The sequence below is a fragment of the Ralstonia pickettii genome (genome assembly GCF_030582395.1).
Lineage (GTDB): Bacteria > Pseudomonadota > Gammaproteobacteria > Burkholderiales > Burkholderiaceae > Ralstonia > Ralstonia pickettii_D.
Window position 1 is genome coordinate 1,638,305 of the sequence record NZ_CP104381.1, and the last position, 16,016, is coordinate 1,654,320.

The 16,016-nt window shown below is 65.3% G+C and carries 10 protein-coding genes; 8 read left to right on the top strand and 2 right to left on the bottom strand.

The genetic code is table 11. The annotated features are described in order from the left end of the window. Positions 1 to 162: 162 nt before the first annotated feature. From N5B55_RS07895 to N5B55_RS07920, 6 genes are all read left to right on the top strand, one after another. Positions 163 to 843 carry a response regulator gene (locus tag N5B55_RS07895; protein ID WP_304539699.1) on the top strand — a complete coding sequence of 227 codons (681 nt, stop codon included), beginning with the start codon at positions 163 to 165 and terminating at the stop codon, positions 841 to 843. After that, positions 840 to 2,258 (top strand): sensor histidine kinase, encoded by a 1,419-nt coding sequence (locus N5B55_RS07900; RefSeq protein ID WP_304539700.1) that lies wholly within the window; start codon positions 840 to 842, stop codon positions 2,256 to 2,258. Before N5B55_RS07895 ends, N5B55_RS07900 begins: the two co-directional genes overlap by 4 nt. 520 nt (positions 2,259 to 2,778) lie before the next feature. Next, positions 2,779 to 3,867 (top strand): ABC transporter ATP-binding protein, encoded by a 1,089-nt coding sequence (locus N5B55_RS07905; protein WP_065855118.1) that lies wholly within the window; start codon positions 2,779 to 2,781, stop codon positions 3,865 to 3,867. Between the two features lie 71 nt (positions 3,868 to 3,938). Further along, complete coding sequence (locus tag N5B55_RS07910) at positions 3,939 to 4,979, top strand: ABC transporter substrate-binding protein (RefSeq protein WP_304539701.1); 1,041 nt, start codon at positions 3,939 to 3,941, stop codon at positions 4,977 to 4,979. Positions 4,980 to 5,082: 103 nt separating this feature from the next. Beyond that, a complete protein-coding gene (locus N5B55_RS07915) occupies positions 5,083 to 6,351 on the top strand; it encodes an ABC transporter permease (protein ID WP_304539702.1) in 1,269 nt (422 codons plus the stop codon). A 15-nt stretch (positions 6,352 to 6,366) separates the two neighbouring features. Then, positions 6,367 to 7,203, top strand: coding sequence for an ABC transporter permease (locus N5B55_RS07920; RefSeq protein ID WP_012762038.1), 837 nt, complete (start codon positions 6,367 to 6,369; stop codon positions 7,201 to 7,203). Positions 7,204 to 8,307: 1,104 nt separating this feature from the next. Here N5B55_RS07920 and N5B55_RS07925 read toward each other — a convergent pair. Next, positions 8,308 to 9,072, bottom strand: a complete 765-nt coding sequence (locus tag N5B55_RS07925; RefSeq protein WP_304539703.1) for an SDR family NAD(P)-dependent oxidoreductase — start codon at positions 9,070 to 9,072, stop codon at positions 8,308 to 8,310. 131 nt (positions 9,073 to 9,203) lie between these two features. Between N5B55_RS07925 and N5B55_RS07930 the strand changes: the two genes are divergently transcribed. Both N5B55_RS07930 and N5B55_RS07935 read left to right on the top strand, forming a co-directional pair. After that, entirely contained in the window at positions 9,204 to 10,130 is a 927-nt protein-coding gene (locus N5B55_RS07930; protein ID WP_304539704.1) for a LysR family transcriptional regulator, read from the top strand. A gap of 70 nt (positions 10,131 to 10,200) precedes the next feature. Further along, positions 10,201 to 11,439 carry a serine hydrolase domain-containing protein gene (locus N5B55_RS07935; protein WP_304539705.1) on the top strand — a complete coding sequence of 413 codons (1,239 nt, stop codon included), beginning with the start codon at positions 10,201 to 10,203 and terminating at the stop codon, positions 11,437 to 11,439. A 77-nt stretch (positions 11,440 to 11,516) separates the two neighbouring features. Here N5B55_RS07935 and N5B55_RS07940 read toward each other — a convergent pair whose 3' ends face one another. After that, positions 11,517 to 15,899, bottom strand: coding sequence for an autotransporter-associated beta strand repeat-containing protein (locus tag N5B55_RS07940; protein ID WP_304539706.1), 4,383 nt, complete (start codon positions 15,897 to 15,899; stop codon positions 11,517 to 11,519). Positions 15,900 to 16,016 lie beyond the last annotated feature (117 nt).

The following is a 16,016-nucleotide window of genomic DNA, read 5'->3' on the forward strand; positions in this document are numbered from 1 at the left end:
GGGCTTTGAGCGGGACGGATCGTATGAGGGACGCACTTTCAGTTCACTTTCGATTGGCGGGAAATTGCCAGGGTGTTTCGCGACGTTCTTGGGGGTTTCCCTAGCTTCAAAACATGCGGCGATGTCTGTATTCCTCTGCGGCTGTTTAAGAGACGGACCGATATGCGCATCCTGTTGGTGGAAGACAACCTGAAGCTCGCCAGCACGCTGGAAGAAGCCCTCGGCCAGGCCGGCTTCACGGTCGATTGCGCGCATGACGGCCACGCAGCGGACTTGCTGCTCACCACGCAGGACTACGCGCTGGCCATTCTCGACATTGGCCTGCCGCGCATGGACGGGCTGGAAGTGCTGCGCCGTCTGCGCGTGCGCAAGAACCCGCTGCCGGTGATGATCCTGACTGCACACGGCGCCGTGGAGGAACGCGTGCGCGGGCTGAACCTCGGTGCTGACGATTACCTTACGAAACCGTTCGATCTGACCGAAGTCGAAGCCCGCGCACGGGCACTCATCCGACGCAGCCACGGCCACGAAAGCACGCAGTTGCAATGCGGCCCGCTGCACTACGACAGCATCAGCGGCGCCTTCACGCTCCATGGCGAACTGCTCGCCCTCACTGGCCGCGAGCGTGCCGTACTGGAAGTGCTGATGCTGCGCGATGGCCGCGCCGTCAACAAAGCCGCCATCTCGGAAAAGATCTTCAGCATCAACGAATCCGTCAACGCTGACGCCATCGAGATCTACGTGCACCGTCTGCGCAAGAAGCTCGACGGCAGCGGCGTGGCCATCGTCATGCTGCGCGGGCTCGGGTATCTGCTGGAAGCCACGGAAGGCGCGGCCTCATGAGCCCGTTGAGCCTGCGCCGGCAGCTTTCGTTCTGGCTGCTGCTGCCGCTGCTGGGGCTGCTCGCGCTCGATGCGTGGCTGACTTACACGCGCGCCATGACGGCCGCCCACGCTGCGTTCGACCGCACGCTCCAAGCGTCGCTCAAAGCCATGCGCGAAGGCGTGCGAGTGCGTAACAAGCAATTCGCCATCGACCTGCCCTACCTCGCGCTGGAAATTCTGGAGTCGGAAACGGGCAGCAGCATCTTCTACCGGATTGTCGATACCGGCGGCGGCACACTCACTGGCTACGACGATCTACCCATGCCGAGCGGTCGGCACCCCATGGCATATCGCACCGTCTTCTACGACACGCTCTTTCGCGGCAGGCAGGTGCGGATTGCCGCGCAGCTGCTGCCGGTGCGCGATGCGCTGTCGGCCGAAACGCATGTCATCTGGCTGCTGGTAGGAGAAACGCTGGAGCCGCGCGAGGCGCTGGCCCATGAAATCCTGGCGGGCTCATTGCAGCAGGAAGTGCTGCTCGTGGTACTGGCCGTCTGCATCGTCTGGTGGGGCGTGCGGCGCGGCCTTCGACCGCTGCGGCAGTTGAGCGAAACCGTGGCCGGTCGCGGCACCGATGAGCTTGCCCCGCTGCCGCAGCAGGGCCTGCCTGCAGAAGTGGCCCCACTGGTCGAGGCTATCAATCAGTATGTGGCCCGCCTGCTGCGCTTGGTGCATGCCCGCAAACGCTTCTTTGCCGATGCCGCACATCAATTGAAGACGCCGCTGGCCGTGATTCAGGCGCAGTCCGAACTCGCCCTGCGCGAGCCCGATGGCGAACGCATCCGACGCCACCTTGAACCGCTGCACGGTACCGTACGCCAGGCCGCGCGCGGCGTGCAGCAACTGCTGTCGCTCTCGCGCCTGGAGACCGACAGCGGCTACGCGCCGCAGCTCCAGCCGCTGCGCCTGGACACACTGGCTGGCGATGTGGCGCTGGAACTGGCGCCCGTTGCGCGCAAATCCAGCGTCGACCTCGGCTTTGAAGGCGCGCCGGTGACGGTGGCCGGCGAGCCCCAGTGGCTGCAGGAACTGGTCGGCAACCTGCTCGACAACGCCATCCTGTATGCCGGCAAGGGGGCCCGCGTCACGCTACGGGTCAGGCGGCAAGCAATGCCGATGCTGGGCGAGCAGGCCGTGCTGCAAGTGGAAGACGACGGCCCGGGCATTGCCGTGTCCGAGCGCGACGCGGTCTTCGGCCGTTTCTATCGTGGCGCCGCATCGGAAGGCCACGATGGCAGCGGCCTCGGCCTGGCGATCGTCCGAGAGATTGCCCGCCTGCATGGCGGCACGGTGGCGCTGTCGGACACACCGGGCGGAGGGTTGACCGTGAGTGTCTATCTCGCGCTTGCGCTGCCTGAAGAGCATCCGGCCTGAACAGCGGTTGCTGCGCGACAACATGGAGTTCGTGGTGTCCGCACGGTTGGCCCACGGCGTGCACCGTTTGCGTGACGATGCGGCGCACCATTTTCACGCAGCCCGAGCCGGCCGCAGTTCCGGCCGAATTGGTTCCATCCATGCTCTGTTATGCCCGCCGCACGTGGGCTGGCAGACGACCTAAACTCAGACGCATCGGCACCACCATACGATCGACCGCCGAGCTTGCTCGGGCAAGGCATTCGGGGTTTTCCCTATTGTGGTGCCGAGGGCCCGCACGCCCATGGGATGTGCCTGCGCGGCGGCGGTGAATGGCTCCATCAAATAACCGGGATTGGGTCCACTTGGCAGAACAATGAGCCGCTATAGTCCATCAACAATTCGTCACAACACGGCATGTTGGCCGACCCGAACAGATCGGGGACGGCACGACAGGCAGCATGAGCGTCAGCCAGCAAATGTGCCGCCTGCAGCCGACAGCGCTCAGCCCGATGACCGACATGGTATGGAGGAAGCAGCAATGAAGACCGACGACGTGATCGTCAGCTTTCGCGGTGTACGCAAGACGTATGACGGCGAAACCCTCGTGGTCAAGCATCTGGACCTGGACATCTACCAGGGCGAGTTCCTCACCCTGCTCGGCCCCTCGGGCTCGGGCAAGACCACGTGCCTGATGATGCTGGCCGGGTTCGAATTCCCGACCGGCGGCGAGATCCGCCTCGAAGGCGCGCTGCTCAACAACGTGCCGCCGCACAAGCGCAACATCGGCATGGTGTTCCAGAACTACGCGCTGTTTCCGCACATGACGGTGGCGCAGAACGTCGAGTACCCGCTGACCGTACGCAAGCTGCCCGCCGCCGAACGTGCCGAGCGCGTGCACAAGGCCCTGCAGATGGTTCGCATGGAAGGCTTTGCCAAGCGCTACCCCGCCCAGCTCTCCGGCGGTCAGCAGCAGCGCATTGCACTGGCACGCGCGCTGGTGTTCGAGCCCAAGCTCGTGCTGATGGACGAGCCGCTCGGCGCGCTCGACAAGCAACTGCGTGAACACATGCAGTACGAGTTGAAATCGCTGCACGAAAAGCTCGGCGTGACCTTCGTCTACGTGACGCATGACCAGGGCGAGGCGCTCACCATGTCCGACCGCGTGGCCGTGTTCGACAAGGGCATCGTGCAGCAGCTCGACACGGTGGACAGCCTCTACGAACGCCCCTGCAACGAGTTTGTCGCCAACTTCATCGGCGACAGCAACACGCTGCGCGGCACAGTCATCCGGGTCGACGGCGATTACTGCGAACTGCAGCTCAACGACGGCGCCCGCGTGGTTGGCCGCAACGTCGCAGGTGCCAATGTCGGCGCCACGGCCACCGGCTGTATCCGCCCGGAGCGCATGCGCCTGGCCGAAGGCGCCTCCGCCGCCGGCAATGCGCTGGTGGGCCAGACGCGCGGCCTCGTCTACTTTGGCGACCACGTGCGCATGCGCTGCGCCCTGCCCGACCAACCCGAATGTTTTGTGAAGGTGCCGCTGGGCACGCGCGCGCTCGAAGGCTTCGCACCCGGCGCACCGATCCAGCTTGAGTTCGCGCCTGAACATCTGCGCGTTTTTGCATGACGCACGCGGGCAGCCCTGCCCGCATGCCTCGACCACACGTTGTACCCACACGCCAATAAGAGGAGCCAGGAATGAAACACATCACAAAGACGCGTCTGTCCGTGCTTGCCGGCGCATTCGCCATCGCATTCGGCGCGCACGCTGCGGAAATCACCGTTGTGAACTTCGGCGGCGCCAATGGTGACGCGCAGAAGGCCGCCTTCAACAAGCCGTTCGAGGCGCAGACCGGTAACAAGGTCACCGTGGTCGAGTACAACGGCGAGCAGGCCAAGATCAAGGCCATGGTGGAAGCCAAGCACGTCAACTGGGACGTGGTGGAAGTGGAATCGGGCGACATCGGCCGCGGTTGTGACGAAGGCCTGTTCGAGAAGCTGGACTGGAGCAAGATCGCCAAGAAGACCGACCTGATCCCGGAAGCGCCGCAGACCTGCGGCGTGGGCTTCTTCGTGTGGTCCACCGCACTGGCCTACAACGCCGACAAGCTCAAGACCGCCCCCAAGGGCTGGGCCGATTTCTGGGACGTGAAGACCTTCCCGGGCAAGCGCGGCATGCGCAAGGGCGCGCGCTACAACCTGGAATTCGCGCTGATGGCCGACGGCGTGCCCGTCAAGGATGTCTACAAGGTGCTGGCCACCAAGGATGGCCAGAACCGCGCGTTCAAGAAGCTCGATCAGATCAAGCCGTACATCCAGTGGTGGGAAGCCGGCGCCCAGCCGCCGCAGTTCCTGGTGGCGGGTGACGTGGTGATGTCGACCGCCTTCAACGGCCGCATCGATGCCGCGCAGCGCGAAGGCAAGAACCTCAAGGTGGTGTGGAACGGCAGCATCTACGACCTCGACTACTGGGCCATCCCGAAGGGCTCGCCCAACAAGGCCCTGGCCGAGCAGTACATCGCGTACACGCTGTCGCAGAAACCGCAGCAGGAATACGCCAAGCACATCGCGTACGGCCCGGCCAACGTTGCGGCAATCAAAGCGCTCGATACCAAGACGCAGGCCAACATGCCGAACTCGCCCGAGAACAGCAAGAACGCGGTGCTGCAGAACCTGCAGTTCTGGACCGACCACGGCGACGAGCTGGAACAGCGCTTCGCCTCGTGGGCGTCGAAGTAACCGCATAGCGGTGTAACGCAGTGACCGCGCGGATGCCCTGCAGGTTTGGCAAGGCATCCGCCGGACGTATTCCCGTAGCAATGGCGAGGCAGCATTGAACACCATGACGATCGCGGCTGAATCGGTTCCGGAATCGACGGCCAAACTCAAACGCGAACTGAAGAGCGCTGAGGCGCGCAGGCGTGCCATGGCTCTGGCGCTGGTGGCGCCGCTCGCCATCTTCCTGCTGCTGATCTTTGTCGTGCCGATCGGCGCCCTGCTCACGCGCGCCGTGCAGAACCCCGAGGTGGCCGACGCGCTGCCAAAAACCGTCGTCGCCCTGAAGGGCTGGGACCGCAAGAGCCCGCCGGCCGATGCCGCCTACGCAGCGCTCGCCGCCGACCTCACGACCGTGAGCGAAGGCGAAGCGATGGGTGCTCTGGCCCGCCGCCTCAACACTGAAATCCCGGGCTTCCGCTCGCTCGTTGCCAAGACGGCGCGCGCCATGCCGCTGGCGGATGACCAAGGCAAGCCACTGGCGCTGACGCCCGGCCAGACCCGCGCCAAGCTGCTCGAAGTCGACGAGCGCTGGGGCGAAGTCACGTACTGGCAGGCCATCGCCAAGAACAGCAGCCGCACGTCGCCGTTCTACCTGCTGGCCGCGCTCGACCACCGCCAAGACGCCTTCGGCCATATCGAAGCGACCGACGCCGACGAGCAAATTTACGTAACGGTGTTCGTGCGCACCTTTGTCATCAGCGCGATGGTGACGTTGTTCGCATTGCTGCTGGGCTATCCGCTGTCGTACTGGATTGCCTCGCTGCCAGAGCGCCGCGCCAACCTCGTCATGGTGATGGTGCTGATCCCGTTCTGGACGTCCATCCTGGTGCGGGTGGCGGCGTGGATCGTGCTGCTGCAGACCGAAGGCCTGATCAACCACGGGCTGATCGACCTCGGCATCATCAAGGAGCCGCTGGCGCTGCTGTTCAACCGCGTGGGCGTGTACATCTCGATGACGCACATCCTGCTGCCGTTCATGATCCTGCCGCTGTACAGCGTGATGAAGTCGATCCCGCCCACGTACCAGCGCGCAGCCGTGTCGCTGGGCAGCCATCCATTTGCCGCTTTCTGGCGCGTGTATGTACCGCAGACGTATCCGGGCATCGGCGCCGGAGCGCTGCTGGTGTTCATCCTGGCACTGGGCTACTACATCACGCCCGCGCTGCTCGGCGGGCCGAACGATCAGATGGTCAGCTACTACGTGGCGTACTTCACCAACGTCACGATCAACTGGGGCATGGCGTGCGCGCTGGGTGCGCTGCTGTTGCTGGCAACGCTGGTGCTGTACGCCGTGTATGGACGCTTCACGCGGCCCAAGGTCCGCGTCGGCTAACGGAGAACATCGACCATGAAACTCGCCAAACCGATGTTCGCCCCGCACACCTCGCTCATTGAACGCATCTGGTACTTCGCGCTGCGCGGCCTGGCCGTGCTGACGCTGCTGTACCTCGTGCTGCCGGTGCTGGTGATCGTGCCGCTGTCGTTCTCGTCGAGCACGTTCCTCTCGTACCCGATACCGAGCTATTCGCTGCGCTGGTATCAGAACCTCGTCACGTCGGACGAATGGCGCATGGCCGCCAAGAACAGCTTCATCGTCGCGCCCGCCGCCACCATCGTGGCAACGGTGCTCGGCACGCTCGCCGCCATCGGGCTGAACAAGGCCGACTTCCGCGGCAAGGGCCTGCTGATGGCGGTGCTGGTGTCACCGATGATCGTTCCGGTGGTGGTTGTGGGCGTCGGCATGTACCTGTTCTTTGCGCCGCTGGGGCTGGCGAACACGTATATCGGCCTGATCCTCGCGCATGCGGCGCTGGGCGTGCCGTTTGTGGTGACGACGGTACTGGCGACGCTGCAAGGTTTCAATCACAACCTGGTGCGGGCCAGCCTGTCGCTGGGTGCCAACCCGGTCATGACGTTCTTCCGCATCACCCTGCCCGTCATCGCACCGGGCGTGATTTCCGGCGCGCTGTTTGCGTTTGCCACGTCGTTTGACGAAGTGGTGGTGACGCTCTTCCTGGCGGGGGCGGATCAGGTGACGCTGCCGCGCCAGATGTTTACCGGCATTCGCGAGAACATCTCGCCGACCATTGCGGCGCTGGCGACGATCTTGATTGTGTTTTCTACTTGCCTGCTGCTGACGTTTGAGTGGCTGCGGGGGCGGGCTGCGGCTAAGGCGGTGGCGTAAGGGTTGTTGGGTTTGGGTCGTTTCTTGTGGTGCATCTCTTGTTTCATCCCCTGCCGGGGCTGACTCACTTTCTTTGTCTTGCCAAAGAAAGTAAGCAAAGAAAGGGGCGCCCGATGCGGCGAAAGACTCCTTGAATTTATGTCGAAAGGAGGGAGGGGAGGCAAACTCGCTGCGCTCAGACAGGCCTCCCCTCTTTTTCCTCCTTGCAACAGAAATTCAAGGCGCCGCATAGGGCAGAAACGTCAAAGGCCAAACCGTCGATCACCAGCGCAGCAGGAACCACCAACACAACGCGAAGCAAAGCGAGCAACACCAGCAACAAACGAGTGCCACCCAGGCCAGCACACCGACGGTGTGGCCTTTGACGTTCCTGCCCTTGATGGCGCCTTGGATTTTTGTAAGCGGGCGGAAAAAAGACGGGGAACTGTCTGAGCGCAGCGAGTTTTCCCCGTCTCCGCCCGGTTACAAAAATCCAAGGAGGGGGTCGCCATCTCGGGCGCGCCTTTCTTTGCTTACTTTCTTTGGCAAGACAAAGAAAGTGAGTCGCCCCCGGCAGGGGGTGAAACAGGCGATGAACCGCCGCGTCAAGCATCAAGCCCCAAATTCCCAATTCCGAACTCAACACGCGGAGCATTTTGCGCGGCGCGCCGAGCTCAAAACTCGACGCATGGAGATCGGGACTCGGCGAATGGAGCTCAGAGCTCGGCGAATGGAGTTCAGAGCTCGGCGAATGGAGCTCAGAGCTCGACGCATGGAGCTCAGAGCTCGACGCATGGAGCTCAGAGCTCGACGCATGGAGCTCAGAGCTCGGCGCATGGAGCTCAGAGCTCGACGAATGGAGCTCAGAGCTCGACGAATGGAGCTCAGAGCTCGACGCATGGAGCTCAGAGCTCGACGCATGGAGCTCAGAGCTCGACGCATGGAGCTCAGAGCTCGACGCATGGAGCTCAGAGCTCGACGCATGGAGCTCAGAGCTCGACGAATGGAGCTCAGAGCTCGACGAATGGAGCTCAGAGCTCGACGAATGGAGCTCAGAGCTCGACGAATGGAGTTCAGAACTCCACAGTTGGCGTTCAGAACCCCATGCGCGGGCAGGCGCGCCGCTTACAGGAACATCCCGCCCGATGCCTCAATGCGTTGGGCGTTGATCCAGCGGTTATCCGGCGACAACAACGCCGCCACCACACCACCGATATCGTCCGGCACACCAGCGCGCCCCAGCGCCGTATTGGACGCGACCATCGCGTTGAGGCTCGCGTTGTCGCGCACGGCACCGCCGCCAAAGTCAGTCTCGATGGCGCCCGGCGCCACCACATTCACGGCAATGCCGCGCGGCCCCAGCTCCTTCGCCAGATAGCGCGTCAGCACCTCCACCGCGCCCTTCATTGCCGCATACGCGCCATAGCCCGGCAGCGCAAAGCGTGCCAGCCCCGACGAGATATTGACGATGCGCCCACCGTCAGCCATGAGCGGCAGCAGGATCTGCGTGAGGAAGAACACGCCTTTGAAATGCACATTCATCAGTTCGTCGAACTGGGCTTCAGTGGTTTCGGCCACCGTGGCGTGCACGCCCACGCCGGCGTTGTTGACGAGGTAATCGAAGCGCTCAACCTTCCATTGCGACAGCACGCCGCGCACGGCCTCGGCAAAGGCCGGGAACGTGGCGATCTTGCCTGCGTCCAGCTGCAGGGCTGCGGCACGGCGGCCCTGGGCAGTCAGTTCAGCGACAAGGGCGTCGGCTTCCGCCCGGTTCGTGCGATACGTAAAGATCACGTCTGTGCCGCGCTGGGCCAGCTTCTGCACCATGTTCTTGCCAAGGCCGCGGCTGCCGCCGGTGATGATCGCGATGGGGGTGTGGGTCTGGGTCATGTTTGCTCTCCGGTTGAATCTGAGATGGGTGTCGAACACCGTGAGAGCATGGTATTGGGCGACAATCAAAGAATAAATCTCGCCTATCCTATCGCTGTGTTTGCTCACAGATAACAATCAACGTACCCGCCATGTCCACGAACCGACTCGAAGCCATGCAGATCTTTGTGCGCGTGGCTGAACTTGCCAGCTTCACGCGTGCGGCAGAAGCGCTGAGCATTCCCAAGCCGGCTGCCTCGGTGGCAGTGCAGCAGTTGGAGACGATGCTCGGCACGCGGCTGCTCCACCGGACCACCCGTAAGGTGCAGCTCACGCAGGACGGCCAGACCTTTTACGAGCGCTGCCAGGACCTGCTGGCCGATATGGACGAACTGCAGACGATGTTCCGCCAGAGCCCGCAGGCCCTGCGTGGCCGGTTGCGCGTTGACATGCCCGTCGGGGTCGCACGCCGCATCGTCATCCCCGGCCTGCCCGCGCTGCTCGATGCGCATCCCGAGCTGGAAATCGAACTCTCCAGCACCGACCGCCGCGTGGACCCGGTGCGCGAGGGCTTCGACTGCGTACTGCGCATCGGCACGCTCACCGACAGCAGCCTCATCGCCCGCCCGCTCGGCCAGTTGCATCAGGTCAACTGCGCCAGCCCGGCCTACATCGCGCGCTATGGCATGCCGAAAACGCTCGAAGACCTCGACCACCATCGCATCGTCCATTACGTGCAGACGTTGGGCACGAAGTCGCCGGGGTGGGAATACACGGTGGACGGCCGCTCCGCCTTCCGGCCGATGAAAGGCGCGGTGACCGTCAGCTCGGCCGAGAGCTACGACGCAGCGTGCCGCGCGGGGCTGGGAATGATCCAGGCGCCGGTGTACGCGGGGCTGTCGTCGGCGATTGCGGACGGTACGCTCGTCGACGTCATGCCCGACTTCCGGCCGCCGCCGATGCCGGTCTCGCTGGTCTATCCGAACCGGCGAAACCTGCCGGTTCGGGTGCAGGTCTTCATGAACTGGATGAGCGAGTTGCTGGAGCCGTATCTGGAACCGCTGGGCACGAATGCGTAGGCGCTCCGCCATGCGGCCGGTGTAGTCTCACGGCGTGCCCCTGCCACCAATCTCATCGCCGCCCCAGCCAATGAACGCTCGCCAATCCTGTTCGATATGCGCGCTGCTCGCTTGCAGCGTCGCCATCGCCTCTCCCGATGAAGATCGACTCGGCAAGGCGCAAGGCTATCCGCTTGCGCCAAGCGCGGCCCGCATCCACGAGGCGCCGTACATCGTGGGGGCCTTCAGCGGCATGGACCGCATCTCGCCGTCTTGCGAACTGGCGCCGGCCGACCAACCGGTGCCGCTCAAGATTGCAGAAAAAGAGGCGGATGTCCGGTATCGCTTCCGCAACCATGACTACACGCTGGCCGACTACATGGAGCATCAGCGCGTGACCGCTGTGCTGATCGTTCAGGACGGCGTCATCCTGGCTGAGCATTACGGCTACGACCGCACGCGCGACATGCGGATGCTCTCCAACTCGATGGCCAAGACGCTGGTTGCACTGGCGATCGGCAAGGCGCTGGAGGATGGAAGCCTGCGCTCGCTGGACGACCGTGTGGATCAATACGTGCCCGAGCTTGCAGGCACGCTGTACGGTGGAACGCGCATCGTCGATCTGCTGCGCATGGCCTCCGGTGCCAAGTATGTCGAGGACTACACCCCGACCGACGACCGGGCACGCTTCCTCAAGACGGCAGCGGAGCAAGGCGTGCTCGCGGCAGCGGCCCAGGTCAACGAGCGCGCCGACGCGCCGGGCACGCGTTTCAACTACGCGGGCGCACAAACCGAAGTGTTGGCGCTCGTGCTGCAAGCGGCGACGCACCGCAGCCTGTGCGACTTCGTTGACAACAAGCTATGGAAGCCGATGGGGGCCGAAGCCAAGGCGACCTACCTCGTGCGTCAATCCGACGGATCGGCGTTTGCACAAGGCGGTTTCAATGCGACGGCGCGCGACTACGCGCGCCTCGGGTCCATGCTGGCCAACGATGGCATGGTGCAAGGCCGGCAAGTCGTGCCGCGCGACTTCCTGCTCGACATGACCGACGCATCGCGCCAGCCCGACGCGTTTCGCCCGGGGCAGATGACGTATCACGGCAGCCGCTACTACGGTTACGGCTTCCAGGTGTGGCTTTTGCCGGGACAAGCGCGGCGGTTCGTGCTGCTCGGCATCCATGGACAGGCGATCTACGTGGACCCGCAATCCAGGCTCACCATGGTCCATCTTGCGGTGGGCCAGGACGCGTCGGGCGATGCAAGCGGCGCGCACCTGGGCGCTGAGCGTGATGCGTTGTGGCGCGGCGTTGTCGAGAAGTTTGGCCGCTAGACGCTCCGCAGGTGCCGGTGAAAAAAAACGCGCCGAGATCACGTCGGCGCGTTTCTTCTTTCAGCACGCGGCTTCCGTTAAAACCGATGGTTGACCCGCACATACGCAGACTGCGCAGACACGTGGCTCGTGTTGATGGTGGCATCGACGCCCAAGGACACCGTGGTCGCCTTGGCCGCCTGAAGCGTGACGCTGGCCCCCGTCGTCAGGAAGGAACGCGGCAGATCGGTGCCCGGGGCCGCGAACACGGTGCCGTCCTGACTCTGCACCTGGACAACGCGGCCGGCGTTCATCAGCTCGTGCGCATAGCCCAAGCGAAGTTGCACGTTGACGGGCCGCACGTCCCCGAAGGCCTTGTCGAGCGTGACGCCCACATACGGCTGGAGGCTGCGCGCGCTGTCCGGGCCGACTTGCAGGTTCTGGCCGTTGGCGCCGTCCTCTCCGAAGCCGCTGCCGCGCACGTAGGCATACCGCAGGCCCAGGTGCGGCGCGAGGCGGAGGCCGCCCATCTCCAGAGGCAAGCTGACTTGCGTGGCGGCCGTGAATTCGTGCGCGAGATGGTCGCCCTCGGCAGTGCCCACGCTGCCGAACGACCGCTTCTGCGAGAAGAAGTCGAGCCCGTAGCCGACCGTGGCCGACAGGTTGACGGCGCCCATCGGCTGCGCGCCGTAAAGGGCCACGCGCAATGTGTCGATAGCGCCCGATGCGCCGGTCGTGTCTTCGCCGAGCGTGGTGTGCGTGTAGCCGCCCGCCGCGCCCACAGTGGCTGCACCCATGCGGCCCTCCGCACCGGCCAGGAATCCGTACGCGTGCGTGAGGAAGCCCGGCGCATTGCCCGTGCCGCCGACCTTCGTACTGGAGCCGCTGGCCGTAGCCCAGACGTTGTTGGAGCCGCCCAGCGCGTCTTGCGGCCCGGACAACCGGTCGAGCAGCGCGGCGTTGGCGCTTTGCGCCTGCAGCAGCGCCGTCGTGCCAAGCGCCGTGTAGATGGAGGTCTTTGTCGGAGCGACCACGGTCCCGCCGCCGGGTGCACCGGGCGTCGTTGCTTCAGCGAGTAGCAGGTCGACGGCATTCGCTGCGTAGTCCACCGAGGTCTGCAGCGTGCCGAGGCTGGCGCCGCCCGTGGCGGTGCTGACGTTAGCGAAGCGGCCCGTCACGCCGTTGGCCGCGCTCAGCACGGTGTAGCGGCGCGCGGTATAGGTGCCCGGATCGAACACGATGGCAAGCGACCCGCCGAGCGCCGCGGCACCGCCCACACGCAGTTGGGAGGCGTCCGTCGGGCTGACCTCGATGGCGAGCGTCCCGCCCGACGCTTGCGTGTAATTGCCCCCAACGGACAGCGTGCCGATGGAGCCGCCCGGCGCGACCACCCCGCTGCTGCTCACGTCGCCCGAGATCGAGCCGTGGCCGCGCAGTGTGCCCAACGCGTTCACCAGGACATTGCCGCCAAGCACGGCACTGGCGTTTGCCGCATCGCCGACGGCCAGCGTGCCGCCTGCCACCGTGGTCGACCCCGCGAAGCCGCTGCTGACACCGTTGAGCGTGAGCGTGCCCGTGCCCTGTTTGATCAACGCGCCGCTGCCGCTGAGGCTGCCGCTGAAGGTTTGGGACGAATCGTCAGCCAGCGTGAGCGCGCTCGCGCCCAGCACCACGCGGCTGCCTGCCACGCCGGAGAGATGCGTCACCGTCTGGTTGCCACCCGCGGACAGATCCAGCGCTGCGCCCGCGCCGGCAAGCGAGACGGACGTGGCGGACGCCAGGCGACCCGCCCCCGACAACGCGAGCGTCCCGCCGTTGATCGTCGTTGGCCCGGTGTAGGTGTTGACGCCGGACAGCGTTTGGGTGCCGCCATTCAGCGTGAGGCCGCCCGTACCGCCAATCGCGCCGCTGAAGTTGCCGGCTGCGTTGGCGAGCGTGAGCGTCCTGCCACCGAGGGCGACGGTGCCCGAGCCCGCCAGTGCGTTGATGGTGGCGCCCGAAGTCGTGCCAGAAATATCGAACGTGCCGTTGTTCGCCACGCCGCTGGAGGCAGCGATGCTGCCCGCGCCGGACAATGCGAGCGTGCCGCCACTGATCGACGTCGCGCCGGTAAAGCCGTTGGCACCCGACAGCGTTTGCGTGCCACCCGCGACCGTGAGCCCGCCTGTGCCGCCGATCACGCCGCTGAAGTTGCCGGCTGCGTTGGCGAGCTTGAGCGTCCTGCCGCCGAGGGCGACGGTGCCCGAGCCGGTTAGTGCATTGATGGTGGCGCCCGAGGTCGTCCCGGAAATATCGAACGTGCCGTTGTTCACCACGCCGCTGGAGGCTGCAATGCTGCCCGCGCCGGACAGCGCGAGCGTGCCCGCGTTAATGGTCGTCGCACCGGCAAATCCATCGATCCCCGACAGCGTTTGCGCGCCACCGCTGACCGTGAGGCCGCCCGTCCCACCCATCGTGCCGCTGAACGTGCCGGCTGCATTGGCGAGCGTCAGCGTCCGGCTGCCGAGGGCGACGGTGCCCGAACCGGTCAGTGCGTTGATGGTGGCGCCCGAGGTCGTGCCCGAGATATCCAACGTGCCGTTGTTCGCCACGCCGCTGGAGGCAGCGATGCTGCCCGCGCCGGACAATGCGAGCGTGCCGCCACTGATCGACGTCGCGCCGGTAAAGCCGTTGGCACCCGACAGCGTTTGCGTGCCACCCGCGACCGTGAGCCCGCCTGTGCCGCCGATCATGCCGCTGAACGTGCCAGCAGCATTGGCAAGCGTCAGCGTCCGGCCACCCAGGGCGACGGTGCCCGAGCCGGTTAGTGCATTGATGGTGGCGCCCGAGGTCGTCCCCGAAATATCGAACGTGCCGTTGTTCACCACGCCGCTGGAGGCTGCAATGCTGCCCGCGCCGGACAGCGCGAGCGTGCCCGCATTGATGGTCGTGCTGCCGGCATAGCCCGCCGTGCCCGAGATGGTCAACGTGCCGGCCCCGGCCTGCACCAGATTGCCGACGCCGCTGATGGTGCCGGCATACGTCACCGTGTCGCTGCGATTGAAAGCCAGTGTGCCGTTGTTGACGATGTTGCCGGCCACCGAACCGGTGGTGCCGCCGTTGCCGATTTGCAGCGTGCCCGTGGTGATGGTGGTCGCGCCGGTGTAGGTGTTGTCGCCTGTCAGCGTGATCGTTCGACTGCCGGTAACGCCCACACTGCCTGCACCCGATATGACGCCTGACACCACAAGGTTCGTCGTGGTCGAGTCGAGCGTGACACGCGACGTCGCGTCGCCCAGCGTGACGTTGTTGGACAGCGAGAGCCCTGCACTGCCGGCCGTGATCTTGGCGGCTGCGCCCGCCGCCACGTCGAGGTTGCCGATGATGTTGGTACCCGTCAGCAGTTGCAGCGTGTTGTTCGTCCCGTTGAACTGGATGGCTGCGGCCCGCGTTACGCCGTCGCTGAACAACCCGCCGCTGATCGTGCCGCTATTGACGATGACGGCGCCGTTGGCAATGACACCCGCGCCCGCGGCACCGCCGTTGCCAGCCCCACCAGTGATCGTGCCGAAGTTGGAAAGCATGTTGAACCCGGCAGCCAGATTGACGCCGGCGCCGCTGGCACCGGCCGTGCTGCTGCCGCCACCACTGGCACCGCCTACACCGCCCACGATCGACCCAATGTTGGTCACCTGGGTACCGGAGCCCAAGGTCAGCAACCCGTCGCCGCCACCACCGCCGCCGCCCGGGTTCCCGGCAGTACCTCCGTTGCCGCCGTTGCCGCCGTTGCCGCCGATCAGCGTGCCCTGGTTGGACACGTCGGCTGCCGGCGTCACCATGACGAACGCTGCGCCGCCACCGCCGCCGCCACCGCCGTTGGAGGCCGGCCCCGATGTGCCGGCCCCGCCATTTCCGCCGGCGCCGCCCTGCACGGTCACCCCGCCGTTCACTGTGACGCTGGTGCCCGTGGAATACACACCTGCACCGCCGCCACCCGCGCCGCCTGCAAAATTGAATCCGTCGAACGCTTGGCCAGACCCGCCCTGCGCGTTTGCATTGACCACGGCATCGCCAGCGAGCACGACTGCCGGCGAGCCGCCCGCGCCGCCCTGCCCGCTGTCGTTCGTGGCACCGGTACCGCCCGTTCCGCCGGAAGTCGGCCCGCCCGGGACCTGAACGGTGGCCGAGCCTCCGCCCAGCGTCGAAGAACCACCGCCCCCGCCATTGCCGCTGCCGCCATTGCCGCTGCGGTTCGGGATGCCGTTGCCGCCAGCGGCGCTGCAGGTTGCGATCGTGCTCGACGAGCAGGTCGCGGCCCAGCTCGGGAGTGCCGCGCCGGCCAGACCGAGTGATACGCCGATCGAAATGATGGATGCGCGCCGACGCGCATGCGTCGTGTCGCTGTTGGCGTCAACGCCCCCGTGCGACGCCTTTGTCAGTTCCGATACCACTTGCGGAGCACGCAAGGTGCGGCTCCAGACCAGCCGATAGACCCGGTTCATGTTGATCCCCTCGTCGCATAGACCCATGGGTCGGGCGCTGATCATGGAGAGGTTGGACCCGTGGCGCGAGTGACCCGTTTTTTTGTCTTGTCGTTCTCTGGCGCGCCGGCTGCGGGA